Raw genomic sequence first — 24388 nt, 5'->3', positions numbered from 1 at the left:
CCAGCGATATTTCTTTACGCTTTATCTTTTTTACTGGGAATAACATTCTTTAATTGGCCAATTAGCTGATGACGAAAATCGGCTAAACGAGGCTTGTTTTCAATCCAAGGTAGTGGTCGGCATAATTCCATCGCCTTAATACCTAAACGTGCAGTTAACAAACCCGCACCAATACCTTGTGCTGCACGTGTTGATAACCGTGCGGTAATGTCTTGAGATAACCAATCCATCCCCACTTCACGAATTAATTCAGATGCACCTGCAAAGGCAATATTAATGAGCACCATACGAAATAGCCGAATTCGGCTGTAATAACCGAGTTCAATACCATAGATTGCCGCGATCCGATTAATTAGACGAATATTTCGCCAAGCAATAAATGCCATATCCACCAGTGCTAACGGGCTCACTGCAATCATAATGGCCGATTCAGCAGAACAACGACTAATTTCTTTACGAGCTTGTTCATCAAGAATGGGCTGAACCATTCGACTATATAATTCAACAACTTCTCTATCATTATGAGAATCATGGAGAGTGGCTTGCCAATTAACAATCGCAGGATGTTGCATTGATAACGCAGATTGTTTTGCCAATTTTTCACAAAAAACCTTTCCTTGCCCCATTCCATGACTGTGCAATAATTCGCGAGCAAAGTCTCGTTCCTCTGCTCGTTCTCTTAAGCGATACAACCGCCGCCATTCACCAACGACTGACCCTACACCCGCCACAACGATTAAACCACCCGCAGCAGCAACACCTAACGCAGTCCAATCTTGTGTTACCCATGATTGATGGATCCAAACGCCCAATTGAGCAACGACACTGACCCCAAAAATCCCTGCTGCAGCGCCAACTAACTTTCTCCAAAAACTCCGTTTTGGTTTTAACGCTTCGTTAATCAGGCTTTCAACCTCACCCTCTTGGCTATCTTGTTCTGCTTCCAAAGAAACTGGAGTGAATTTTTCGAGTTCTCGTTCATCAAAAACTTGGGCTTTTTTTAGCGATTCTTTCGTATCATTTTCACTACTTTCAGCGAAATCTAAACGCTGTTTTAAAGGTTCATTCATTTCAGTTTATCTCCCAACAAAAATTCAAGCGCACTGTCCATACGAATATGTGGCAATGGTTGATCCATTGGCGTTGGCCTTGGTCTGAAATCTTCAAATTGAAAACCTTGAGTTTGCCAGAATTGCTCATTTGGCAACCGTTTTGGGACTTCACCAGGATAAAACATTAGCGGTTGTCCATCACTTAACCGATTCCCTTTTAACGCAGGTAATTTTTCACCTTTATAATCCACAAGGCCACTTTCGGTTGCTTGTATTGATGCTAAACCAACACAATCCATGCTGATCCCTTCAAATGCAGCATGCTGCCATGCCTCTTGCACTAATTGTTGCAATAAAGCCACTAAATTTGCATGCTGGTCTGGTGTTACATGGTCTGACTTGCTCGCCGCAAAGAGTAATTTATCAATACAAGGTGAAAATAAACGCCTCAATAATGTGCGTTTACCATAATGAAAACTACGCATTAATTGAGTTAACGCCATTCTCATATCATTAAATGCATCAACACCACTATTTAACGGTTGCAAACAATCAACTAAAACAATTTGTCGGTCAAAACGTTGGAAATAATCACGATAAAAACCCTTTACAACATGCTCACAATAATATTGATAGCGTTGCTGTAATGCGCCAATATTGGTGTTTTTTCCTGCCTGTGCGAGCTTTTTATCACCATATTTGGCTACATTCGGCCATGGGAAAAATTGGAGTGCGGGTGCTCCTGTTAATTCAGCCGGTAAAACGAAACGACCCGGTTGAATAAAATGTTGCCCTTGGGCCTTGCATTCCACTAAATACTGGGTGTAGGCAGCAGCAATTTCAGCCAGCAAATTTTCGTCAACAGGCGCTAAAGGGTCACATTTTTCACACAATGTCAGCCATGGTTGGGCTAAATGTGCACGCTCTCCCTTTATTAAGGTGTTCATTTGTTCAGACCATGCTAGATAATTTAAATCTAGCATGGGTAAATCCAACAACCATTCGCCGGGATAATCCACAATCTCTAAATATAATGATGAGTTATCGACAAAATGGCGCAAAAAAGAGTCTTCTGAACGGTAATGCAATTTAAGGCGTATTTCACTGACCCCCCGTGTTGGTGTTGGCCATTGCGGTGGTTCCCCATAAAGGGATGCAATACCTTCATCATACGCAAAGCGTGGTACTGACAAATCACGGTGAGGTATCCGTTTCACCCCTAACAACCGCTTATCACGCGCGGCAGAAAATAAAGGGAGCCGTGCGCCCGCATTCACATTCAATAATTGGTTCACCAGTGAAGTAATAAATGCGGTTTTTCCACTACGGCTAAGCCCTGTTACTGCGAGCCTAACATGACGATCAACACTTCTATTCATCAAATCAGTTAATTCACTGTGCAGTCGTTTCATGCTCCTCCCAAGACTTATCCTTTCAATTTAAACTCATTTTACGTCATATTGCGTTCTATAATTTAGCATAAAACAAATTGTATTAGGTTAACCGTTTAATTAGTACATTAAGCAACCATTTACTTGTCAATAACTTAATAAGTTTACCTATGAACCCTGCTGGGCCATACGTCATGAGCAACACTGCGGCTAATCGAATACCTTTTCGTAGCAAAAGTTTCTTTGCAAATTTTTTAATTCGATAACGAACGTTGTTTGCCATATTTCACTCACTTTTTTATCAAAAACAAAAGGGATTTGGTTTTGAAACCTAATCCCTTATCATGTGATGGCGATACGATTTATTATAGATTTCGAAATTTACTGTTCACTGTATAAGTATCTGACGTAACGTATCTTTCAATCTGGCGTAGCTTCATTTCACCTGATTTTAATTGTGTATCGATTTGGTTAATAAGACTACTGACTTCTGGGCCAATATCTTGCTGTGAACGGTAGCCACTTGGTGCCGTTTCTACGACAAAGCACATCACGATATACAAAATCAAAGTAATACCAAAACTGACAAATAGAGCCAATACGGCTAATGCTCTAACCAAAGCAACTGGAAGTTCTAAATACTCAGCAATACCCGAACACACACCACCGAACACACGTCTATCCGTTAAACGATAAAGTTTGCGGTTGCGAAATTGAGTCATTATTTTTGCCTCCAATTTGGGTGTTCTGCATCCAAAATATCTTCAAGTGTTTTAATGCGTTGCTGCATCTGTGATGCTTGTTCTGCTAATTGCATCAAACGATGTACTTCATTTTCAGTTAGCTGACTCCCCTGCCCACTGTTTTTTTTGCTGTAATGTAGCCACAGCCAAATAGGCAGAATAAAAATGAGAAAAATGATTAATACGAGAGACAGAAAAACGTAGCCCATCACATATCCTTATACATATGGTTAACCTATCTATGGCACTGATACGATATTACTAACGTACCAGTGCATCAAAATAACTGTTACTGATCTTTATTGATTTTAGCTTTAAGTGCCGCTAATTGCGCACTTATTTCGTCGTCTGCTTTTAACTCTGCAAACTGTTGATCCAGTGATTTTTGTTTCCCAATACCATAACTTTGGGCTTCACCTTCCATATGGTCTATACGGCGCTCAAACTGTTCAAAACGCGCCATTGCTTCATCCAGTTTGCCGCTATCCAGCTGGCGACGTACATTACGACTAGATTGTGCGGCTTCCATACGAACAACCATTGATTGCTGTTTCGCACGAGTTTCTTGCAGTTTGTTTTCTAATTCAGTGATTTCACCTTTCAAACGAGTCAAGGTTTCATCAACAATAATCAGCTCGTGTTTTAAGGTATCGACCATTGCACTCACTTTTTGCTTTTCAATCAGTGCCGCACGCGCTAAATCTTCTTTATCTTTCACCAGCGCTAATTCTGCTTTTTCTTGCCAATCAGCAACTTGTTTTTCGCCCATCTCAATGCGACGTTCTAAACCTTTCTTTTCTGCTAAAGTACGTGCTGATGTTGACCGGATTTCAACTAACATATCTTCCATTTCTTGAATCATCAGACGGATCATTTTTTGCGGATCTTCTGCTTTGTCTAACAAAGAAGCGATGTTTGCATTAATGATATCGGCAAAACGTGAAAAAATACCCATTGTTTATATCCCCTTGATGGATTTAATCATTCTGTAGCGCCTCGACCTGATTTGGCTTCCAACCCATACCTGACGCTCCGTAAGTCTAACAACAATTCGCATGTTGCTGTATTTAGCTATTGCTATTACATATTTTAAATAGCAATTCGCGTGCCAACTTTTAAATTAATTCATATTGATATGATTTTAAAGAGAATAATTATAAGCTTCCCCTGAAAATCATTTTAGTCTATAGTTCAAATATCGGCATTTTAAACCAACTATTGGTGAAAAAAACCATGAAAGAAACCAATGAACCTATTCTTGGCGTTTCAAGTAACTTTCTCGATGTACTCGAACAAGCCTCTGAACTCGCACAACTCAATAAACCTGTTTTAGTTATCGGTGAACGCGGCACGGGTAAAGAGCTTATCGCAGATAGACTCCATTACCTTTCCCCTCGCTGGCAAGAAGCTTTTATCTCTCTCAATTGCAGCGGACTCAATGAGAATTTGCTGGATTCTGAATTATTTGGACATGAAGCGGGGGCTTTTACGGGAGCCCAAAAACGCCATCAAGGGCGCTTTGAACGAGCTGACAAAGGTTCTCTTTTTCTTGACGAACTCGCGACTGCACCTATGTCAGTTCAAGAGAAACTCCTGCGTGTCATTGAATATGGCGAGCTTGAACGTGTCGGTGGAAGCCAAGCTTTACACGTAGATGTGCGTTTAATCTGTGCCACAAATGCCAATTTACCCGAACTCGCCAAACAAGGTCGTTTTCGAGCCGACCTCTTAGATAGACTGGCTTTTGATGTCATTCGCCTTCCCCCATTACGTGAACGGCAACCTGATATATTATTATTAGCAGAGCATTTTGCTATTTTAATGTGTGGTGAATTAAAACGTTCGCACTTTACAGGTTTTACACGACATGCCCAACAAGCCCTGCAAAACTACCCATGGCCAGGTAATGTACGCGAATTAAAAAATGTCATTGAGCGTTCAATATACCGCCATGGAAACCATGCTGAACCCGTTGATAATATTATTTTCAATCCATTTGGTGAAAAACTTGCTGAGCTACATGAATCACCAAGCCCCCAACCCATACAGCCTTCCCAACAAGCAAATACCATTTTACCTTCACTACCTTGTGACTTACGTCAGTGGCAACAGCAATCTGAAAAAGCACTATTAGAACAAGCGCTAGCAGATTGTCATTTTAATCAGCGTAAAGCAGCACAACGGTTATCTCTAAGTTATGACCAACTGCGTGGTTTAATTAAAAAACATCAAATAAATATTGAAATTTAATAGTCATTAGTTCAAACAATCCAAATTTATTGTTTGAACTAATGCAATATACTTAGAGATAAAAAGTTTAAATTTGAAAATCGTGGGCTTTATTATTACTAAATGTTTCCAATTTCACATTGCACTTTTAAATATTACTTATCACTTAATTACTAACAGCATTAGTAAAAAACCAAATAAAATAAAAACAATAAATAACAATTAGTTAAAAGATAACTTCATCATAAAAAATTAAGCAAAATTACACTAAAAACCATTTTGACACCCCCAAAAAAAGTGATAATTAGTAATTTCCACTAGCTATTATATAAAAAATATAATTTTCTTTAGCACGTTTAGTTAATTATATATAGATAGATAGATAGATAGATAATTCTATTTTAATATGATTAATGCTGTTTTATTATTTGTATTTACACCTTGTCATATTTAACTACTGTGCGAAATATATTTATATGATATCTCTATTAATATAATTCTTATTATATGAGGAGCCTATTATGAAAAATATAAATGTACTAGCGATCACCTTTTTTCTTCTAGGGTTATCTCCTACGGTTAATGCGCAATCATTGATGAAAACATTTTCTTACTGTGATGCCGCTTTCTTCAAGAAAATAAAAGATGACCCTGTTTTAAACCATATTTCTAATGCATTGAAAAATAACCAATTAGGCACCAATGAATACGTTTCTGTTAATCTCAATTTTTCACCAACCGGTATTGTGACTTTTAACCGTTTTTTTGTTAGTCATAGTAATTTTGATAAATATGATGGCTTCGCCTATTTAGGCTTGCGTGGTCAATACTATTTTTGGGGATTTGAAACAACACAAAGCCTTGAAGAGGTTGTCCGCTATACGTCATCAAGAATTGCGATTATAAAGGTAGGAAATACTTATATCTACTCACCGATGATCCGCCATAATTTGCAAAGTAAATGGGTATTTAACGAACACGCAACGCAAGATTACAACTTGGAACCAAATGCTGCTGAAAAAATGCTGATTATTGAAAAAGATGAGCAAAGAGGTGTTGTTCGTTTCTTATGTACCCTTCAAGGCAACGTAACCGATGAAGACTTACACTATGTGGGTTTAAAATAATAGCTAGAAATTAAGCTAAACAAGCTCATCTATTTCTCCATAAAAAAAAAGCCAGCACCCAAGCTGGCTATCAAATAAAACACTGGAAGCAATGTGAGCAATGTCATGCCTTGTCTACATAAGCACTCGGCTTAAGTGACAAAACGAATGATAATCGTTATCAGTGTCATTTGTAAAGCTTTTTAATGAGATTTTTTCTCATTAAGACATACTTCAATGATTAATATAATAATTTAAGTTGATTATTATATTAACATCATCCCTTTTAGCTTAATTTTCATACGTTATGAGGCTAAATTTTGCTTATACCCTGTAGCCCCATTTTTACGCTACAATAGGTCAATTCTCGTTAACGATGTCAGTGGTATGCGCCTATTAACTGTTTGGTTTTTATTTATCATTTCTGTGTCTGCACAAGCGCTTAATAACCAAGAGCGCTTTACCGATATTGTGGCTAACGAGGTCCCTGCAGATATACGCCAAAAAGGCTTTATTTACTGTGTAAATGGGGTCGTTACCACGTTTAACCCACAATTAGTTAGTAGTGGGCTAATTGTCGACCCTCTCGGTGCTCAAATTTATGATCGGCTATTAGATGTTGATCCGTTCACTTATCGCTTGGTTCCTGAACTGGCTGCTAGATGGGAAGTTTTAGATAACGGTGCAACTTACCGTTTATACTTGCGTAAAGATGTAAAATTCCAAAATACAACTTGGTTTACACCTACACGCAATATGAATGCTGATGATGTTGTGTTCAGCTTTTCCCGCATGTTTGAGGTGAATCACCCCTATCACTACATCAATGGGGGGCATTACCCTTATTTCGATAGCTTACAGTTCGCCAACAGCGTGCAAAGCATACGTAAAATTAATAACCATACAGTGGAGTTTCGTTTGAACTCTCCTGATGCGTCTTTTTTATGGCATTTGGCGACACATTATGCTCCTATTCTTTCATCCGAATATGCCGATTTCCTTTCAAGCATAAATCGCCAAGAGCTGATCGATTGGCGACCAATTGGTACGGGGCCATTTCATTTAGATGACTACCAAGCAGGGCAATTCGTTAGACTTCTTAGAAATGACAATTATTGGAAGGGCTTGCCTCGTATGGAAGAAGTGGTTGTTGACATGGGAGCAGGTGGAACTGGCCGTATTTCAAAATTACTCACTGGGGAATGTGACGTTTTAGCTTACCCTGCCGCAAGCCAGTTAAAGGTATTACGCGATGACCCGCGTTTACGAATTTCTATGCGTTCTGGGATGAATATTGCCTACCTCGCATTTAACACCAGCAAGCCGCCATTAGATAAGCTAAAAGTACGCCAAGCAATTGCGTATGCAATTAATAATGAACGTCTAATGCAATCAATTTATTACGGCACGGCAGAAACAGCTGCATCTATTTTACCAAGAGCATCATGGGCTTATGACAATCAAGCAAAGATCACCGATTATAATCCCGAACTTTCTAAGCAAATGCTCAAAGAGATGGGATTAGAAAATCTAAAACTAGATTTATGGGTACCAATCGCCTCCCAATCATATAACCCAAGCCCACTTAAGATGGCAGAGCTTATCCAAGCTGATTTAGCGCAGGTCGGTATTGTGATGAATATCCGTTCTGTCGAAGGCCGTTTCCAAGAAAACCAATTAATGGATAGAAGCCATGATATGACATTAGCGGGTTGGACAACTGACAGTAATGACCCAGACAGTTTTTTCCGTCCGCTACTGAGTTGTGCAGCAATTGGTTCCCAAACCAATTTAAGCCATTGGTGTAACCCTGCCTTTGATGAAATCTTACATAAGGCACTATTGACACAGCAATTAGCCGCACGTATAGATTATTACCACCAAGCACAGCAAATTTTAGGGGAAGATTTACCCGTCTTACCCCTCGCCTATTCTTTACGTTTACAGGCCTACCGCTATGATATAAAAGGCCTAATGATCAGTGCGTTTGGTAATACCTCATTTGCTGGCGTGTATCGTGAAATGGAGCAGCCTGAAAAAGTTTCTCCGAAAAAACAGAGGCAGAAACCATGATTATTTATTCACTGCGTCGTTTTTTACTTTTATTAGTCACGGTGTTCTTCTTATCGCTAGTCAGCTTTAGTTTAAGCTATTTTACGCCTAATGCACCTCTGAGCGGCGCATCACTTATCGATGCCTATATTTTTTATTTTGAAGGCTTACTCCATTTTGATTTTGGTGTTTCAAGTATCAACGGGGAACCCATAACCGAACAATTAAGGGACACATTCCCTGCAACCATGGAGTTATGCATTTTAGCGTTTATTTTTGCTTTAACGACAGGTATACCACTCGGCATCATTGCTGCATTTTGGCGTAACAAGCCTGCAGATATTGCTATCAGTATCTTTGCTTTATTAGGATTTTCTGTCCCTGTATTTGTACTTGCACTGGTTTTAACTCTCTTTTTCTCATTACATCTAGGATGGCTTCCTGTATCTGGCCGAATTGACCTATTATATAATTTAAAAACGGTGACTGGCTTTGCCTTGGTTGATGCATGGCTTTCTGACTCCCCCTATCGTAAAGATATGATTATCAATGTACTTGAGCACATGGTGTTACCTGTCCTCACTTTAGCACTCGCACCAACAACCGAGGTTATTCGGTTAGTACGTAATAGCACCGAAGAAATCGCCAGTGAAAATTATATCAAAGCAGCCGCTATTCGAGGGCTTTCACGGATTAAAATCATTCGCCGCCATATTTTTCATAATGCTATTCCACCGATTATTCCTAAGCTTGGCTTACAGTTTTCTACGATGTTAACACTGACCATGGTCACTGAACTCGTTTTTAACTGGCCGGGGCTTGGTCGTTGGTTGGTTACAGCAATCCGCCAAGAAGACTACTCTGCGATTTCTGCTGGGGTGATGCTAATTGGTGCGCTCGTGATTACTGTAAATGTGCTGTCTGATATTTTAGGTGCCATGATGGACCCATTAAAACATAAGGATTGGTATGTCCTCAGATAATTTTTATCGTGAACAAAAAATGCCATCCCCAACTCGAGTGGTATGGAATATCTTCTCATCAGATGTGACCTCTATGGTGGGGTTTGTTGGTGTGTTGGTTTTATTAATTTTATGTTTTGTTGGCTCTTATCTAGCACCTTATGCACTAGATCAACAGTTTCTAGGTTACCAATTAACGCCGCCGTCTTGGTCTCATTATGGCGAAGTGGCATTCTTCTTTGGTACAGACGATCTGGGCCGTGATATTCTAAGTCGGCTATTGATTGGTACTAAATCGACATTTGGTGCCGCTATTTTAGTCACACTGATTGCGACACTTATTGGATTAGTTCTCGGCTGCTTAGCTGGGATGACTCGTGGGTTAAAATCTGCAATTTTTAACCATATACTCGATACGTTACTGTCAATTCCTTCCTTATTACTGGCAATTATTGTTGTCGCCTTTATGGGCGCTAGCCTACAAAATGCAATGCTAGCTATTTGCCTTGCATTAATTCCACGAATGGTAAGAACTATCTATGTCGCTGTACATGATGAGTTAGATAAAGAATACATCGTTGCCGCACGCCTTGATGGCGCTTCAAACATTTTTATTTTATGGTATACCGTACTTCCTAACATTACCCCTATTCTCGTCACTGAACTGACTCGAGCACTTTCTATCGCTATTTTAGATATTGCTGCTTTAGGTTTTCTTGATTTAGGTGCACAACTTCCCTCTTCTGAATGGGGTGCTATGCTAGGTGATACTTTAGAGCTTATCTATGTGGCTCCTTGGACGGTTATCTTGCCAGGTGCTGCCATCATGATAAGCGTGCTTTTTGTTAACCTTTTAGGTGACGGGTTACATCGTGCCATCAACGCGGGGGTTGAATAATGCCACTTCTAGACATCCGCAATTTAACTATCGAATTTATGACTGCAAATGGCCCCGTCAAAGCGGTTGACCGCGTTTCAATGACGCTATCTGAGGGGGAAATAAGAGGTTTAGTTGGCGAGTCAGGTTCTGGAAAAAGCCTTATTGCAAAAGCTATCTGTGGCGTGACTAAAGATAATATTCGAGTAAAAGCTGACCGTTTTCGCTTTCAAGACATTGACTTACTAAAACTCAGCCCACGTAAACGCCGCAAACTAATTGGCCATAATATCTCGATGATATTTCAAGAGCCACAATCTTGTCTCGACCCAGCTGCTGATATTGGTAAACAGCTTATCCAAGCTATCCCAGGGTGGACTTATAAAGGCCGCTGGTGGCAACGTTTTAATTGGCGTAAACGTCGTGCTATAGAGCTATTGCACCGTGTGGGGATAAAAGATCATAAAGATATCATGCGCAGTTATCCTTATGAATTAACCGATGGTGAATGTCAAAAAGTCATGATAGCGATTGCCATCGCTAACCAACCCCGGTTATTAATCGCTGATGAACCCACCAATGCGATGGAGTCAACTACTCAGGCTCAAATTTTCCGTTTATTGGATAAATTAAACCAAAACAATAATATGGGAATTTTACTCATTAGTCATGATATGGAAATGATGTCGAAACTTGTTGATCGCATCAATGTACTCTATTGCGGGCAAACAGTTGAAAGCGCAACTCCTGAAGATATTCTACAACGGCCACGCCACCCCTATACTCAAGCACTAATCCGCTCAATCCCTGATTTTGAAAGCCCTCTTCCCCATAAAGGGCGGTTAAATACGTTACCTGGTGCAATTCCTTCACTTGAACATTTGCCCATTGGTTGTCGCCTTGGACCTCGTTGCCCCTATGCACAACGAACTTGCATCAACGCGCCACAATTACGCAATATTAAAGGCCATCTCGTTGCTTGCCATTACCCGCTAAACACCGAGGAACAACCCTAAATGGAAACCTTACTTGAAGTCCGTAATCTCACAAAAACTTTCCGTTTTCGTGAAGGGTTATTTCATCGACACGAATTACAAGCCGTCAAACCCGTTAGCTTTAACTTACAGGCAGGCCAGACATTAGCTATCATTGGCGCCAATGGCTCAGGAAAATCAACCCTTGCGCGAATGTTATCAGGCGTTGTAGAACCCACCAGCGGCGATATTTTCATTCGTGGACAACGCCTGAATTTTGGCGATTATAGCTACCGTTGCCAGCGTATTCGCATGATTTTCCAAGATCCAAGTACATCCCTAAACCCAAGGCAGCGTATTGGTCAAACCCTTGAGCTCCCTTTAAAATTAAACACTGACTTAACTGGCATAGAACGTGAAAGGCGTATTATTCAAACGCTTCGCCAAGTCGGGTTACTCGCCGACCACGCTGAATATTATCCACACATGTTAGCATCTGGGCAAAAACAACGTATTGCATTGGCAAGAGCACTTATTCTACAACCCGAAATTATTATTGCTGATGAAGCGTTAGCTTCGTTAGACATGTCCATGCGCTCGCAAATCATCAACTTGATGTTAGATTTACAAGCAAAACAAGATATTGCATTTATCTATGTTACCCAGCACTTGGGGATGATGAAACACGTCAGCGATAAAATGCTTGTCATGGATAAAGGCGAAGTTGTTGAGCGTGGTAATACCGCAGAGGTTTTAGCTGCCCCTCTTCACGACGTTACCCGCCGGTTAATTGAAAGTCACTTTGGTGAACCCCTGTCGATTGATGCTTGGCGACAAGACTTGTAACTGTTATTCAGTTGTCTGTGGGTAAACACCTTCACAGACAACAAATTAAACATCTTATTTAACGTGCTATCGTCACATTGGCTTTAATATGTTTAAGGTGAACGACTATCGTAAATGTGACAATCACCAACAGTGACCATGCTCCCCACTTACCTGCATGTACCATTGACCAAGCACCAATTTGGTTTGGATACTGCCAAACACCAAAAAATGTCCCAAAATTCTCAGCTAACCAAATAAAAAAACCAATTAGCATAAATGCAAGTAATAATGGCATTTTTCGCTCTTTATCTAGCGGAGTGTAAAAAACCATACTGCGCGCATACAACCCCATAATAAACGCCGCTAAATACCAACGATAATCATCAATATAATGGTGGCTAAAAAAATTAATATAAATAGCCAGTGCGACCAGTGTCGCCATCCAATAAGGTGGATAGTGTTCAATTCTTACTTTAAAAAATCGCCAAGATTGAATGATATAGCTCCCTACGGCGGCATACATAAAACCAGTAAATAGAGGAACTCCCCAAAGTTTCGTATAAGCCTCATCGGGATATTGCCAAGAACCTATCGTTGCTGAAGTTTTAAATAGCTCCATCATAAAACCGACTAAATGGAAAACACAAATAGCCTTTAATTCATCCCAAGTTTCTAACTTTGACCACACTAACAAAGCTTGAAAAGCAACGGCAAAAATTAGTAACAGGTCATAGCGAGGGATACCTATTAATCCTTTAGCTGGGACTAAGAATAGTGCCAAAAAGAAAAAACCAGCGAATAAACAAGAACGAGCATTAATTAAACCGAAAAACCAAAACTCTAATAGAAAGCGTTTAATTCCATGGCTATTATTCGGCTGGTGAGCCATTAAAATTTGGTCTAACTTTCCTAAAAAATTCAATTTCTGACACAAACTGGTCATCTATTCACTCACCTATTCTTTTATTATTCGGTTTGTTTTCTTTCCGAAGATTAGGCGAGGAGTTTAGCAAAATCGAATTACTCTACATAAGGTAACTATCTTAAATTTATGCATTTTTATTATTTATAGCTTTAATCACTAGATTTACACTACCTATTAATATTGACGATACTTTCCATCCAATTATGGGGTTTATTGTTTAACTCGCACCTGATGGCAATTCGTTAATAGAAAGTAATGATATACTTAAGCAATATGTGTTTATTTGCTATATGAATGCCAACTCAACAATTTAGGAGTTCTATGATGAAATTATATTACGCTCCCGGTGCTTGCTCACTTTCTCCTCACATCATTCTGCGTGAAACAGGTTTAGATTTCAGTATTGAACGAGTAAATATAAAAGAGAAAAAAACCGAGAAAGGTGAAGACTTTTTAGCAATAAACCCAAAAGGACAAGTACCCACTTTAGTGTTAGATAATGGCGAACAACTCACAGAAGGTGCTGTTATTGTCCAATATATTGCGGACCAAAAACCGGATCGTAACCTAATCGCACTTCCAGGTTCGATGAAACGTTATCACCAATTAGAAGCTTTAAACTTTATTTCGACAGAACTACATAAAAATTTCTCACCTTTATTCACTCCAGGAACACCAGAAGAGTATAAAGATACTGTCCGTAATGTATTGTTTAATAAGTTTGCGTATGTTGATAACGTGCTCGCTAAACAGGCTTTCTTTGCTGGAGATACTTTTAGTGTCGCAGATGCCTATTTATTCACTGTGAGTAATTGGGCAAAACACGTTGGGCTCGATTTGACTAGCCTGACCCACCTGCAAGATTACAGTGCTAAAATAGCTAAACGCCCTAATGTTCAAGATGCATTAAAAGCGGAAGGACTAATCTAATCTGTAAAATAGCACGCTTTCAGTAGTGCGCTGTAAGGTTGTTGATAAAGCGGGATAAAACATAGTTTTTCCCGCTTTATGTTATCAACTAAAATTTTATCAGCTGAAAAGCAGCTTAATCTAATTGTGTTGCACAGAAGTTATGTTCTGGGTTAACCATTTTGTCTTGAGCAGCGACGAGTTGTAATTCGTACTCCCCCATCTCTTTGGTTTTTATCATCACTTCATATACTGCAGCAGCAACGTGCTCTAACCCTTTATCTAAAGGCTCACCTTTCAATAAGTTAACCAACATTAAACCACTGGTCAAGTCACCGACACCTACAGGTTGTTTTTCACCAAAGTCAACAAGAGGACGGCTAACATGCCAACTGTGCTCTGCTGTTACAAGGATCATTTCAAAACGATCTGCGCGATACCCTGCTCGGCTTAAATGTTTAACAAGAACGATTTTAGGGCCTTTGTGACACAATTCACGTGCAGCTTGGGTAGCTTCTTCAACATTTTTAATTGTTCTACCCGTTAATGTTTCTAATTCTAGTAAATTTGGTGCGATAACATCACTCGCGGCCAATGCACGCTCACAAAGGAATTCAGCAACTCCCGGAGCAACAATACAGCCTTTCTCCGGATGCCCCATTACTGGATCACAAAAATAGAGGGCTTGCGGATTAGCTACTTTGACCCTTTCCACGATATCAAGAATATCATTTCCTTGCTCAGCTGAACCGATATAACCGCTTAATACAGCATCACAAATTTCTAATTTATGGATTTTAGCTAAACCATCAACGATGTCGGTTAAGTGTTGTGCGGGAAAAACACTTCCGCTCCATTGTGAATACTGTGTATGATTCGAAAACTGTACGGTATTGAGTGGCCACACATCTACGCCCATTCGGCACATAGGAAATGCGGCAGCACTGTTTCCTGCATGGCCGAAAACAACATGGGATTGAATTGATAATACGCTTTTCATTGAAAACCCAAAGAATTGTTATGTCGAATGAAGAGAAATCAGTGATTATCCGTTGCTAATATGGATATACTCCAAATAATTCTAATTACATGTAAGCGGCTTGAGAAAATAGTTCGAATTATATACATCGATATATAATTCGAAGAGCATAGCGCAATCAACACCCATGCAACTTGAAGTATGACGAGTATAGCCCGGAAAATTCCGGGCTGATATTACAAAGGTTAGTCAGAGCTATTTCCAATTAATTAAACAGTCGTTTTTCTTACCACGACGGATCAAGGTATAACGACCAAACAGGCGATCTGCGTCAGAGAACACATACATTGGCTCTGTTTGTTTTTGGCCATTAATTGATACCGCGTTAGAACTAATTGTCGTTCTTGCTTGCCCACGAGAAGGCACTAACTCTGAATCAACTAAAGCTTGCTGTAAATCCGCACCTGCTTCCAAAGTGATACAAGGCATGCCATCTTGAGCCAATTGCTCAAAATCAGCTTCAGTTAAATCAGATACTGCACCAGAGAATAAGCTTTCTGTAATACGTTTCGCTGCTGCTAACCCTTCTTCGCCATGTACCAGTTTAGTGACTAACTCCGCTAATACATATTGAGCTCGAGGTGCCTTTCCACTGTTTTTATCTTCTTCTTCTAGCGCATTGATTTCATCTAGTTCCATGAATGTGAAGAATTTTAAGAAGCGATAAACATCCGCATCTGCAGTGTTGATCCAGAACTGATAGAATTTATACTGGCTGGTTTTCTTGGAGTCTAACCAAACTGCACCACCTTCAGTTTTACCAAATTTAGTGCCATCTGCTTTAGTAATCAGAGGAACCGTCATACCAAATACTTGGTTTTGGTGTAAGCGACGTGTTAAATCGATACCGGAAGTAATGTTACCCCATTGGTCAGAGCCACCAATTTGCAGCTCTACACCCATCTCTTTGTTCATATTTGCGAAGTCATAACCTTGTAAAAGGTTATAAGCAAACTCAGTAAAAGAGATACCAACGTCATCACGATTTAAACGTTGCTTAACAGACTCACGGTTAATCATTTGGTTAACCGAAAAATGTTTACCAATATCGCGCAAGAAAGTCAGCACATCCATTTTGCCAAACCAATCATAGTTATTAGCAAGGCGTGCACTGTTATCACCACAATCAAAGCTTAAAAACGGTGAAACTTGGTTACGGATTTTTTCTACCCACTCTTGAACGGTTTCTGTGGTGTTTAATTTACGCTCAGTAGCTTTAAAGCTCGGGTCGCCAATAAGGCCCGTTGCACCACCGACCAACGCCACAGGCTTGTGCCCGGCTAGTTGGAATCGTTTTAAACACAGCAAAGGAACCAGATGTCCCAAATGCAAGCTATCAGCGGTAGGATCGAAGCCACAATAGAGAGAGATAGGGCCCTGCGCCAGTCTCTCTGCTAACGCATCCTCATCCGTTACCTGGGCAACGAGGCCCCGCTCTTGCAATTGTTTAATCAGGTTATTGCTAGACATCAATGACTCCATCAGTTGTATTTTGTCTATCTATTTTGGTTTGAATGACCAGTAAGTTTGAGAGGCTTATCAAAAACTCACCAGTGTAATTTGTCAATTTACTTAAATGAGGCTATAGCATAAAGCGCATATCAATTAAGTGCCAGCTAAAAAACATGATCCTAAGGGGCTAATCTATCAATTTTCCAGCCATCACCTTCTCGCTGGTATAAAAAACGGTCGTGCAAACGGTGTGCACCGCCTTGCCAAAATTCAACACTATTAAATACCACTCGATATCCTCCCCAAAAACTAGGCAATGGGACGTCACCGTTCTTAAATTTTTGTTTTAGTTCTAAAAATTTCCCTTCTAAAATACCACGCGCTGAAATTTTAGAAGACTGTGCTGATGCCCATGCTGCAATTTGGCTATCTTTCGGCCTACTATGAAAATATTTTACAACTTCAATAGGGTTTAAACGCTCAGCAACCCCAGTGAAATTGACTTGGCGCTCTAATGGGTACCATGGGAAATGCAGGCTAATTTTATTATTTTTTTCTAAATGCTGTGCTTTTCGGCTACCTAAATTGGTATAAAATACAAGGCCTTTATCATCAAAATGTTTTAAAAGTACAATACGCTGGTAGGGTTGCCCGGTTTCATCCACAGTAGCAACACACATTGCTGTTGGGTCACTCAAGCGAGCTTCACACGCCTGCTTCATCCAGAGTTCGAAAAGCGTCAGTGGGTTTGGCGTTAAGTCATTACGTCTTAACCCACCTTTTGTGTATTCACGACGTACCGATGCAAGATCTATTTCACCTAGCTCGTTCATTTTTATGTCCTTTACCACAGTTATTTTTTATCGGTATTTTTAGGGTATATTGCCCCAAGCACAGTCTCTTTACTTGCCCCAGTAACAGAGGCTAAATTTCCAGGAAGACCAGATACCGTTCTAGCAGCTAGCCATGCAAAAGCCAAGGCTTCCATGTCATCACCACTTAAACCAAATTTATCACTTGGTGCCACTTCAATTCCCGGAAGCAAGGCTGCCATCCGTTGCATTAGAAAAGTATTCTTTGCCCCTCCACCACATACTATTAAGCGCTCACAACCGCCACACAGTAATACTTGTTCTGCGATAGAAGCTGCGGTTAATTCGCACAGAGTGGCTTGAACATCGTCAGCTGAAATTGATGGAAAATGAACTAAATGCTGCTCTAACCATTGTGTGTTGAAATACTCACGCCCCGTACTTTTCGGTGATGAACGTCTAAAGTATGGGTCACTTAGCATCGCTTTTAGTAATGCATGATCAACTTGACCTCGACTTGCCCATTCACCGTCTTTATCATATGCCTGTTGCTTTATACGCCAGCTCCACGTATCCATTAACATATTTCCCGGCCCTGTGTCATAACCCTTAACATAGGCACCAGGTAATAAAGCAGTGACATTAGCTATTCCACCAATATTTAGTACAATTCGTTTTTCTGTAGGATGCCCTAAAACAGCTAAGTGAAATGCAGGAACTAAAGGTGCTCCCTGTCCCCCATAAGCCATATCTCTTCGGCGAAAATCACCTACCGTCGCGATCCCTGTTAAAGCGGCAATACGGTTATTGTCGCCTAACTGCATAGTAAAAGGCTGTTCGCCATCGGGCTCATGCCAAACAGTTTGCCCATGGCAACCGATAGCAATGATATCTTCAGATGTTAAACCAGTTTGAATAAGAAGTTGGTTTACCGCATCTGCATATAAAGAGCCTAACTCTCGATCAATTTTACCAATCTCTGATAGCGTTGTTGTTTGCCCTTGGCATATATCTAAAATTCTTTTTTTTAATTCAATGGGAAATGCAACACTCAAACTGGATTGCTCTGCGACAAATTTGTCACTAATTGCGGCAAGAACGACATCAACACCATCTAGGCTAGTTCCTGACATAACCCCTATGTAACGACCTGATTTCATCATTATTCTTGTTCCTTCAGAGTGCACATTAACTTTACAACGCTCAGCTACAAAAGATTGTGCTTTGATGATAAATTTTGTCAACAATTCGATGCAATTTCTCGGAGCGCTTCGCAGGAATAATAAATAAATGCACTAAAACTAAAAATTGCTAGACAACCTAACTAAAAAAGACGTTTTGTAATATCTGAAACTTTCATTTTCAATATAATGATACATAATACATTTATCAGCTTAGCATTACTGTTTAGTATTTCAGCTAAAGTTTTAACGCACTATTCTTTTAGCAACTGGTGCGAAATGATGCTCATAAGCTGACTACCCTATATGAATATTTAACAAAGAGTGCCTTATTGAATGAAATCATCTCGAATTTGAGATATTTTACCTAGTGTTTACACTCTATTTAAATCAAAATCGGTAATCTAACCATCGCTTTTTAATATCATTATTTTGATACTTGTTGTGTTTATGGTGAAAACAAATATACGATGCTATGTTAGTGCCACAGACAGCAAATCTCATAGGAGTTCTTATGCTTAAGAAAGTTTTTGTAGGTGTTGTAGCAGTTGCAGCTTTATCAGGCTGTGTCAATACCAGTACGCTTTCTGGTGATACTATTTCAGCCAAGGATGCGAAACAGGTACAGACTGTGACTTATGGTACTGTTCTGAATGCTCGCCCTGTGACTATTCAAGCTGGTGAAGACGGTAACGTGATTGGTGCAATTGGTGGTGCTGTTCTTGGTGGGTTATTAGGTAACACCATCGGTGGTGGTACAGGTAACACATTAGCAACTGCCGCAGGTGCTATTGCAGGTGGTTTAGCTGGTCAGGAAGCTCAAGGCGCATTAAATAGAAGCCAAGGTGTTCAATTAGAAATCCGCCTCGATAGCGGTAAAAACATTGTTGTTGTTCAAAAACAAGACCCAAGCACCTTCCGTAATGGCCAACGTGTTATGATTGCGAATAGCGGAAATACTGTTACTGTGTCTCCTCGGTAATCATACAGTACTAAATTAGGCATGCTCACCGGCCATGGCCGGTGAGCATTACTTACAAATAGTATTGCTGAATGATATCGTTACTTTATGGTAGATAATCATATTTTTTATTTATTGTGCATGGCTTTTGAATGACACAATTTCTTGTTTACATATAAATGCCTTGCATTCAAATCAATAAATCTATTTTAGCCTATCTCCTTTAATAAAGTATTTATTAGTATCTACCGATAAATTAGCTAGCTAACAATTAAAAATGAAGGTATCACAGCGAAAAAAATAATTAATAGCCTTAACTATATTTCATAATAATAATGATTTAATGAAAATTATAACCAAGTGTAATTACTATTTCATTAAAAAATCATATGCTAAATTATTTTAAACACAAATTTAATAATTAATATGTCATTCATTAGCTAGGCATATTTTTTACATCAAGAGTCATTTTGTAGCCTCAAGATATTTTTTTCAAGTTTCATAAGTAACTGTGATAGCTGGTAAAGCTCATCTTTACTAATGTTGCTCAATATTTCTATACGTGTATTATTTATGACTTGGTCTACCGTTTTAATAAAGGGTTCAGACTCTTCCGTTAATTTTATTCTTTTAGCTCTCCTATCATTTGTACAAGTATGTCTAGAAATCAATTTTTTTTCCTCTAATTGATCTAGAGTCCTTACTAATGAAGGCTGTTCAATACCAATCGCTTTCGCTAACTGTATTTGAGATTGCTCAGGTGGTAGTTGACTTATATTATGCAATGTAACCCAATGTGTCTGTGTAAGCTTAAGAGGCTTCAAACGATAGTCGATTAATGCTCTCCACATGCGAACAACACGTGATAACTCTGTCCCAATTTGTGATTCCAATTTACCCTCCTTTATATAATTATAATGTCTAAAAAATATACCGTCCTCATATTATTTTTTGAATTATATATTAATTTCCTTTTATATTTACAGCTTTTTATTTATACATTAGCTATTAAATACCTATTCCTAGTTATAGTAGCTGTTTTATTATGCGATATATCTCTAATTAATACATCACTGATTCATCCATTATCTCAATCTAGGATTAATAAGATAACCTATCAATTATCTTATTAATAAGAATAGCCGCACTCTCCTTTTTGATCTATCTATTTTAGCTCTTATAGTAGCCATGAATAACAATAAAAAAAGTAACGCCAAATAATTCTTTAAAAAACAAATAAATATAGTTAATCTTAAAATCATGTTAATTACAGTCATTTTGATTCAACCTATACCTATTTTGAATAAATAAAATTTTATTGAAATATAAACCAAGAAATAAATATTTTGCTAATAATTCAACCTGAATTAGTTTACATTAGAAATAAAACATTTGATTTATTTTTATGATTATATTAAAAACTGTGAACTAAAAGAGTTGTTGTTGTGTATCTATGATTTTTTCTTGTTCTGTTTTTTTATTTAATATTCTTAAATAACGTTGACGACATAAACGAAGTACATTTCGTTTTTCAGTATCAGAGAATTTTAGCCAATTAAAACGCTCATCACGAGTGCGATAGCAACCTCGACAATAGCCTTGTTCATTACTTTGGCAAATACCACGGCAAGGGCTGGGGATCTCAAAAAATTCAAGTTGTTCCGCCATAAGTTTCCCCTTCAAAAGAAAAAATCACTGATAAATGTATGATATACTCCTGAAAATGAGTATTACCATTATTTGTTCAAAAAACAAACTGTAATCATTGTATTTATTAATTTAAGCACGTTATATTAATAAGTAAATCGATTCAGGCTGATTCTAAGAGGTTTAAAAATGCGCTTACTCCATACTATGTTACGTGTTACTGATATGCAGCGTTCTATTGATTTTTACACGAAAGTGTTAGGCATGCGTTTATTAAGAACTAGTGAAAATACAGAGTATAAATATTCTCTCGCATTTGTTGGCTACAGCGATGAAAGTGAAGGCGCCGTAATCGAGTTGACCTATAACTGGGGGGTTGACCAATACGATATGGGTAACGCATATGGTCATATCGCCTTGGGCGTCGATGATGTTGCAAAAACTTGCGATGATATACGTAGTGCAGGTGGTAACGTAACACGTGAAGCCGGCCCTGTTAAAGGTGGAACAACAGTGATTGCTTTTGTTGAAGACCCTGATGGCTATAAGATTGAGTTGATCGAAAACAAAAGCGCAAGTAAAGGCTTAGGCCATTAATTAGCTATATAATTTAAAAGTACTATATAATTTAAAGTTTAGGTGCCAAATCTAGCGCCTAAACTTTTATCACTGTTTACCTGCAAATTTTTACTGGTTTTGGCATAATGTTACCTAACCAGAAAACTAAAATTGAAAGTCCTAATGTCTGAAAAAAACAATCCAAATGCCCTAGTGAACCGTTTCAGGGGATACTATCCTGTCGTTATTGATGTTGAAACAGGCGGGTTCAATGCTAAAACTGACGGCCTATTAGAAATTGCTGCCATCACCTTAAAAATGGATAAAGACGGCTGGCTCTCCATGGATGAAACATTACATTTTCATGTAGAACCTTTTGAAGGTGCTAATCTTGAGCCATCTGCTCTTGCCTTCACAGGGATTGATCCAACAAACCCTCTACGCGGTGCTGTTAGTGAATATGAGGCTCTTCATGCGATATTCAAAGTCATTCGCAAAGGAATGAAAAATACAGATTGCAATCGTGCAATTATTGTCGCTCATAATGCAAATTTTGATCACAGTTTTGTGGTGAATGCAGCCGAACGAGCAGGTTTAAAACGTAATCCTTTCCATCCATTTGCAACCTTCGATACTGCGGCACTGAGCGGCTTAGTATTCGGTCAAACAATTCTAGCAAAAGCTTGTGTTTCCGCAGGTATTCCATTTGATGGTAAACAAGCTCATGGCGCACTGTATGACACCAATCGAACGGCTCTGCTATTTTGTGAGATCGTTAATAAATGGAAAAAGCTGGGTGGTTGGCCAATTATTGAAGAATCCCAATAATTTTTTAATTAATCGCTATTACATAAAAAAACCGTGTTTGATAAAAAGTAATAAGTGCTTTCATCAAATACGGTTTTTACGTTTTTATTTATGGCTTAATTTAGTCTGTGCTAGCTTCATCTGCTGGACGATACTTATCAGCAGTTTCTTTAATTAGAGATTGGAGCTCACCACGCTGGAACATTTCCATGATGATATCACAGCCACCGACCAGCTCACCGTCAACCCATAGTTGAGGAAACGTTGGCCAATTTGCGTATTTTGGCAATTCAGCGCGGATATCTGGGTTTTGTAAGATATCGACATATGCAAAACGCTCACCACAAGAAGACAGAGCTTGTACTGCTTGAGCAGAAAAACCACAGCTCGGAAGTTTAGGAGAGCCTTTCATATATAATAAAATTGGGTTTTCTTTAATTTGGCGCTCAATTCTTTCAATAGTTGTCATTTTTTAACTTCCTTAAAACAAAGATGCAGGTTTTGCAGTCAGCCGGTAACTGAGAGTCTACCGCAACTTAACAGAATACATTGACTGATATAATAGGAAACTGAATTGTTTTATACAATATGCCAGTTTTATAGGGGCATTACTATAGCATTCCAAAAAACAAAAAGGCACCTTTTCTATCTTCTCTCTACTTAAGTTAAACAAGTAGCTATTTCTAGATAAAAACCGAAACTTAATATCTTTAGATTTTTCGATTACAATATCTATATGATTTTTATGTGTAATATCTCTATTTATTTGTTAACATCTTAGTAACGCCATTACCTTTATCTTTGTATGGTTTATCGTGTTATCATTAATGTATTAAGTATCATATCGCCAATAGGCGAAACTGTAATGATAAGCTGTCACATATTATTTCGCTCATTTTAAGAGCAAACACCCTAAGTATATTGATATAAAAGCAATCAAGGAGTACGCAATGTCATTTGAACTACCCGCTTTACCGTATGCAAAAGATGCTTTAGAACCTTATATCTCTGCTGAAACCTTAGAATATCACTATGGTAAGCACCACAACACTTACGTTGTTAACTTGAACAACCTCATCAAAGGCACTAACTTTGAAGGAAAATCTTTAGAAGAAATCATTAAAACTTCTGAAGCAGGCGTTTTTAACAACGCGGCACAAGTTTGGAATCACACTTTCTATTGGAATTGCTTAGCACCAAACGCTGGTGGCGAGCCAACAGGTAAAGTCGCTGAAGCTATCAACAAGGCATTCGGTTCTTTTGCGGAATTTAAAGCTCAATTTACTGATGCAGCAACCAAAAACTTCGGTGCGGGCTGGACTTGGTTAGTGAAAAAAGCAGATGGTAACCTTGCTATCGTAAATACATCCAATGCTGCAACACCTATTTCTGGTGATGATAAGCCTGTGTTAACTGTCGATATTTGGGAACATGCTTATTATATCGATTACCGTAACGCTCGCCCTAAATATTTAGAAAATTTCTGGGCGCTAGTTAACTGGAAATTTGTGGAAGAAAATTTAGCATAACAATTTCTGCTTATTGCTAGGTATAGATACAATAAGGGCGAGATATTCTCGCCCTTATTAAATTCACCCTATTCGAGGCTGAAATAAAATCAGAAAATATGTGCAGCAAGAAATATAATCAATGCTAATGAGCCCAACGCAGCAAGCAAACCATATTTAACATCTGTATCCATGAGTTCCTCTCATCCAAACGTAGTTAAACAACTAAATAACCATACAAAAATCAATGTTATTCAGTATACATATCTAAAAAAGTAAAACTAGTGTCTATATCACATGTTATAACATCAATTATTTCTTTCGTTTTTGCGCTAGATCAGACAAAATCGACAACAAATCGCTAAATTATTGCCA

25 protein-coding genes are annotated in these 24388 nt (G+C 38.8%); 12 read left to right on the top strand and 13 right to left on the bottom strand.

What is annotated here, in order from left to right:
* Nucleotides 1–14: 14 nt before the first annotated feature.
* The 5 genes from PSE83_RS01725 to pspA form a co-directional block, all read right to left on the bottom strand.
* Nucleotides 15–1070: a YcjF family protein gene (locus PSE83_RS01725; protein WP_094961775.1), complete on the bottom strand. Its 1056-nt coding sequence runs from the start codon at nt 1068–1070 to the stop codon at nt 15–17.
* A complete protein-coding gene (locus PSE83_RS01720) occupies nt 1067–2464 on the bottom strand; it encodes a YcjX family protein (protein WP_140170554.1) in 1398 nt (465 codons plus the stop codon). Before PSE83_RS01720 ends, PSE83_RS01725 begins: the two co-directional genes overlap by 4 nt.
* Nucleotides 2465–2808: 344 nt before the next feature.
* Nucleotides 2809–3165 (bottom strand): envelope stress response membrane protein PspC, encoded by a 357-nt coding sequence (pspC, locus tag PSE83_RS01715; RefSeq protein WP_004263899.1) that lies wholly within the window; start codon nt 3163–3165, stop codon nt 2809–2811.
* Entirely contained in the window at nt 3165–3395 is a 231-nt protein-coding gene (gene pspB / locus PSE83_RS01710) for an envelope stress response membrane protein PspB (protein ID WP_272660608.1), read from the bottom strand. Before pspB ends, pspC begins: the two co-directional genes overlap by 1 nt.
* A gap of 80 nt (nt 3396–3475) precedes the next feature.
* A complete protein-coding gene (gene pspA / locus PSE83_RS01705; protein ID WP_004263893.1) occupies nt 3476–4141 on the bottom strand; it encodes a phage shock protein PspA in 666 nt (221 codons plus the stop codon).
* A 278-nt stretch (nt 4142–4419) separates the two neighbouring features.
* On the opposite strand from pspA, the gene pspF reads away from it, so the two are divergent.
* From pspF to sapF, 7 genes are all read left to right on the top strand, one after another.
* Entirely contained in the window at nt 4420–5436 is a 1017-nt protein-coding gene (gene pspF / locus PSE83_RS01700) for a phage shock protein operon transcriptional activator (protein WP_136135396.1), read from the top strand.
* 500 nt (nt 5437–5936) lie between these two features.
* Nucleotides 5937–6542, top strand: coding sequence for a hypothetical protein (locus tag PSE83_RS01695; protein WP_172767276.1), 606 nt, complete (start codon nt 5937–5939; stop codon nt 6540–6542).
* Nucleotides 6543–6908: 366 nt separating this feature from the next.
* On the top strand, nt 6909–8594 hold the full coding sequence (gene sapA, locus PSE83_RS01690) for an ABC transporter substrate-binding protein SapA (protein WP_094961772.1): 1686 nt from the start codon (nt 6909–6911) through the stop codon (nt 8592–8594).
* The gene (sapB, locus tag PSE83_RS01685; RefSeq protein WP_272660607.1) at nt 8591–9556 is read left to right on the top strand and encodes a putrescine export ABC transporter permease SapB; all 966 of its coding nucleotides are present in this window, start codon (nt 8591–8593) and stop codon (nt 9554–9556) included. Before sapA ends, sapB begins: the two co-directional genes overlap by 4 nt.
* A complete protein-coding gene (gene sapC, locus PSE83_RS01680; protein ID WP_094961770.1) occupies nt 9543–10433 on the top strand; it encodes a putrescine export ABC transporter permease SapC in 891 nt (296 codons plus the stop codon). Before sapB ends, sapC begins: the two co-directional genes overlap by 14 nt.
* Nucleotides 10433–11428 carry a putrescine export ABC transporter ATP-binding protein SapD gene (gene sapD / locus PSE83_RS01675; RefSeq protein ID WP_094961769.1) on the top strand — a complete coding sequence of 332 codons (996 nt, stop codon included), beginning with the start codon at nt 10433–10435 and terminating at the stop codon, nt 11426–11428. The genes sapC and sapD overlap by 1 nt, the downstream gene beginning before the upstream one ends.
* Nucleotides 11429–12232: a putrescine export ABC transporter ATP-binding protein SapF gene (sapF, locus tag PSE83_RS01670; protein ID WP_004263864.1), complete on the top strand. Its 804-nt coding sequence runs from the start codon at nt 11429–11431 to the stop codon at nt 12230–12232.
* Nucleotides 12233–12290: 58 nt separating this feature from the next.
* Here the strand turns inward: sapF and PSE83_RS01665 are convergent, their stop codons facing one another.
* Nucleotides 12291–13157 (bottom strand): DUF817 domain-containing protein, encoded by an 867-nt coding sequence (locus PSE83_RS01665; RefSeq protein ID WP_004263860.1) that lies wholly within the window; start codon nt 13155–13157, stop codon nt 12291–12293.
* 306 nt (nt 13158–13463) lie between these two features.
* Between PSE83_RS01665 and gstA the strand changes: the two genes are divergently transcribed.
* Nucleotides 13464–14069 carry a glutathione transferase GstA gene (gene gstA, locus PSE83_RS01660; RefSeq protein ID WP_036958678.1) on the top strand — a complete coding sequence of 202 codons (606 nt, stop codon included), beginning with the start codon at nt 13464–13466 and terminating at the stop codon, nt 14067–14069.
* A 115-nt stretch (nt 14070–14184) separates the two neighbouring features.
* On the opposite strand, the gene pdxY is transcribed toward gstA, so the two are convergent.
* The 4 genes from pdxY to anmK all read right to left on the bottom strand — a co-directional run bounded on the left by pdxY (nt 14185) and on the right by anmK (nt 18514).
* Nucleotides 14185–15048, bottom strand: coding sequence for a pyridoxal kinase PdxY (pdxY, locus tag PSE83_RS01655; RefSeq protein WP_004263856.1), 864 nt, complete (start codon nt 15046–15048; stop codon nt 14185–14187).
* 234 nt (nt 15049–15282) lie between these two features.
* Nucleotides 15283–16557, bottom strand: coding sequence for a tyrosine--tRNA ligase (tyrS, locus tag PSE83_RS01650; protein WP_004263852.1), 1275 nt, complete (start codon nt 16555–16557; stop codon nt 15283–15285).
* Nucleotides 16558–16718: 161 nt separating this feature from the next.
* The gene (gene pdxH, locus PSE83_RS01645) at nt 16719–17372 is read right to left on the bottom strand and encodes a pyridoxamine 5'-phosphate oxidase (protein WP_036958675.1); all 654 of its coding nucleotides are present in this window, start codon (nt 17370–17372) and stop codon (nt 16719–16721) included.
* 20 nt (nt 17373–17392) lie between these two features.
* Nucleotides 17393–18514 carry an anhydro-N-acetylmuramic acid kinase gene (gene anmK / locus PSE83_RS01640; RefSeq protein ID WP_004263845.1) on the bottom strand — a complete coding sequence of 374 codons (1122 nt, stop codon included), beginning with the start codon at nt 18512–18514 and terminating at the stop codon, nt 17393–17395.
* A 532-nt stretch (nt 18515–19046) separates the two neighbouring features.
* On the opposite strand from anmK, the gene PSE83_RS01635 reads away from it, so the two are divergent.
* Nucleotides 19047–19514, top strand: coding sequence for a glycine zipper 2TM domain-containing protein (locus PSE83_RS01635; protein ID WP_036958672.1), 468 nt, complete (start codon nt 19047–19049; stop codon nt 19512–19514).
* A 437-nt stretch (nt 19515–19951) separates the two neighbouring features.
* Here PSE83_RS01635 and slyA read toward each other — a convergent pair whose 3' ends face one another.
* Both slyA and PSE83_RS01625 read right to left on the bottom strand, forming a co-directional pair.
* On the bottom strand, nt 19952–20386 hold the full coding sequence (slyA, locus tag PSE83_RS01630; RefSeq protein WP_036958670.1) for a transcriptional regulator SlyA: 435 nt from the start codon (nt 20384–20386) through the stop codon (nt 19952–19954).
* A 535-nt stretch (nt 20387–20921) separates the two neighbouring features.
* Nucleotides 20922–21161 (bottom strand): DUF1289 domain-containing protein, encoded by a 240-nt coding sequence (locus tag PSE83_RS01625; protein ID WP_004263835.1) that lies wholly within the window; start codon nt 21159–21161, stop codon nt 20922–20924.
* Between the two features lie 168 nt (nt 21162–21329).
* Between PSE83_RS01625 and gloA the strand changes: the two genes are divergently transcribed.
* The gene (gloA, locus tag PSE83_RS01620) at nt 21330–21737 is read left to right on the top strand and encodes a lactoylglutathione lyase (protein ID WP_036958666.1); all 408 of its coding nucleotides are present in this window, start codon (nt 21330–21332) and stop codon (nt 21735–21737) included.
* Between the two features lie 144 nt (nt 21738–21881).
* A complete protein-coding gene (rnt, locus tag PSE83_RS01615) occupies nt 21882–22526 on the top strand; it encodes a ribonuclease T (RefSeq protein WP_272660606.1) in 645 nt (214 codons plus the stop codon).
* A 100-nt stretch (nt 22527–22626) separates the two neighbouring features.
* On the opposite strand, the gene PSE83_RS01610 is transcribed toward rnt, so the two are convergent.
* Nucleotides 22627–22974, bottom strand: a complete 348-nt coding sequence (locus tag PSE83_RS01610) for a Grx4 family monothiol glutaredoxin (RefSeq protein WP_004263827.1) — start codon at nt 22972–22974, stop codon at nt 22627–22629.
* Nucleotides 22975–23455: 481 nt separating this feature from the next.
* Here PSE83_RS01610 and sodB point away from each other — a divergent pair, with 481 nt between their 5' ends.
* The gene (gene sodB, locus PSE83_RS01605) at nt 23456–24034 is read left to right on the top strand and encodes a superoxide dismutase [Fe] (RefSeq protein ID WP_004263823.1); all 579 of its coding nucleotides are present in this window, start codon (nt 23456–23458) and stop codon (nt 24032–24034) included.
* Nucleotides 24035–24388 lie beyond the last annotated feature (354 nt).

It is taken from the genome of Providencia sp. PROV150 (assembly GCF_028481025.1).
Classification (GTDB): domain Bacteria; phylum Pseudomonadota; class Gammaproteobacteria; order Enterobacterales; family Enterobacteriaceae; genus Providencia; species Providencia hangzhouensis.
Note: the sequence above shows the minus strand (reverse complement) of the source record. Positions and strands in the feature narration are given on the sequence as shown.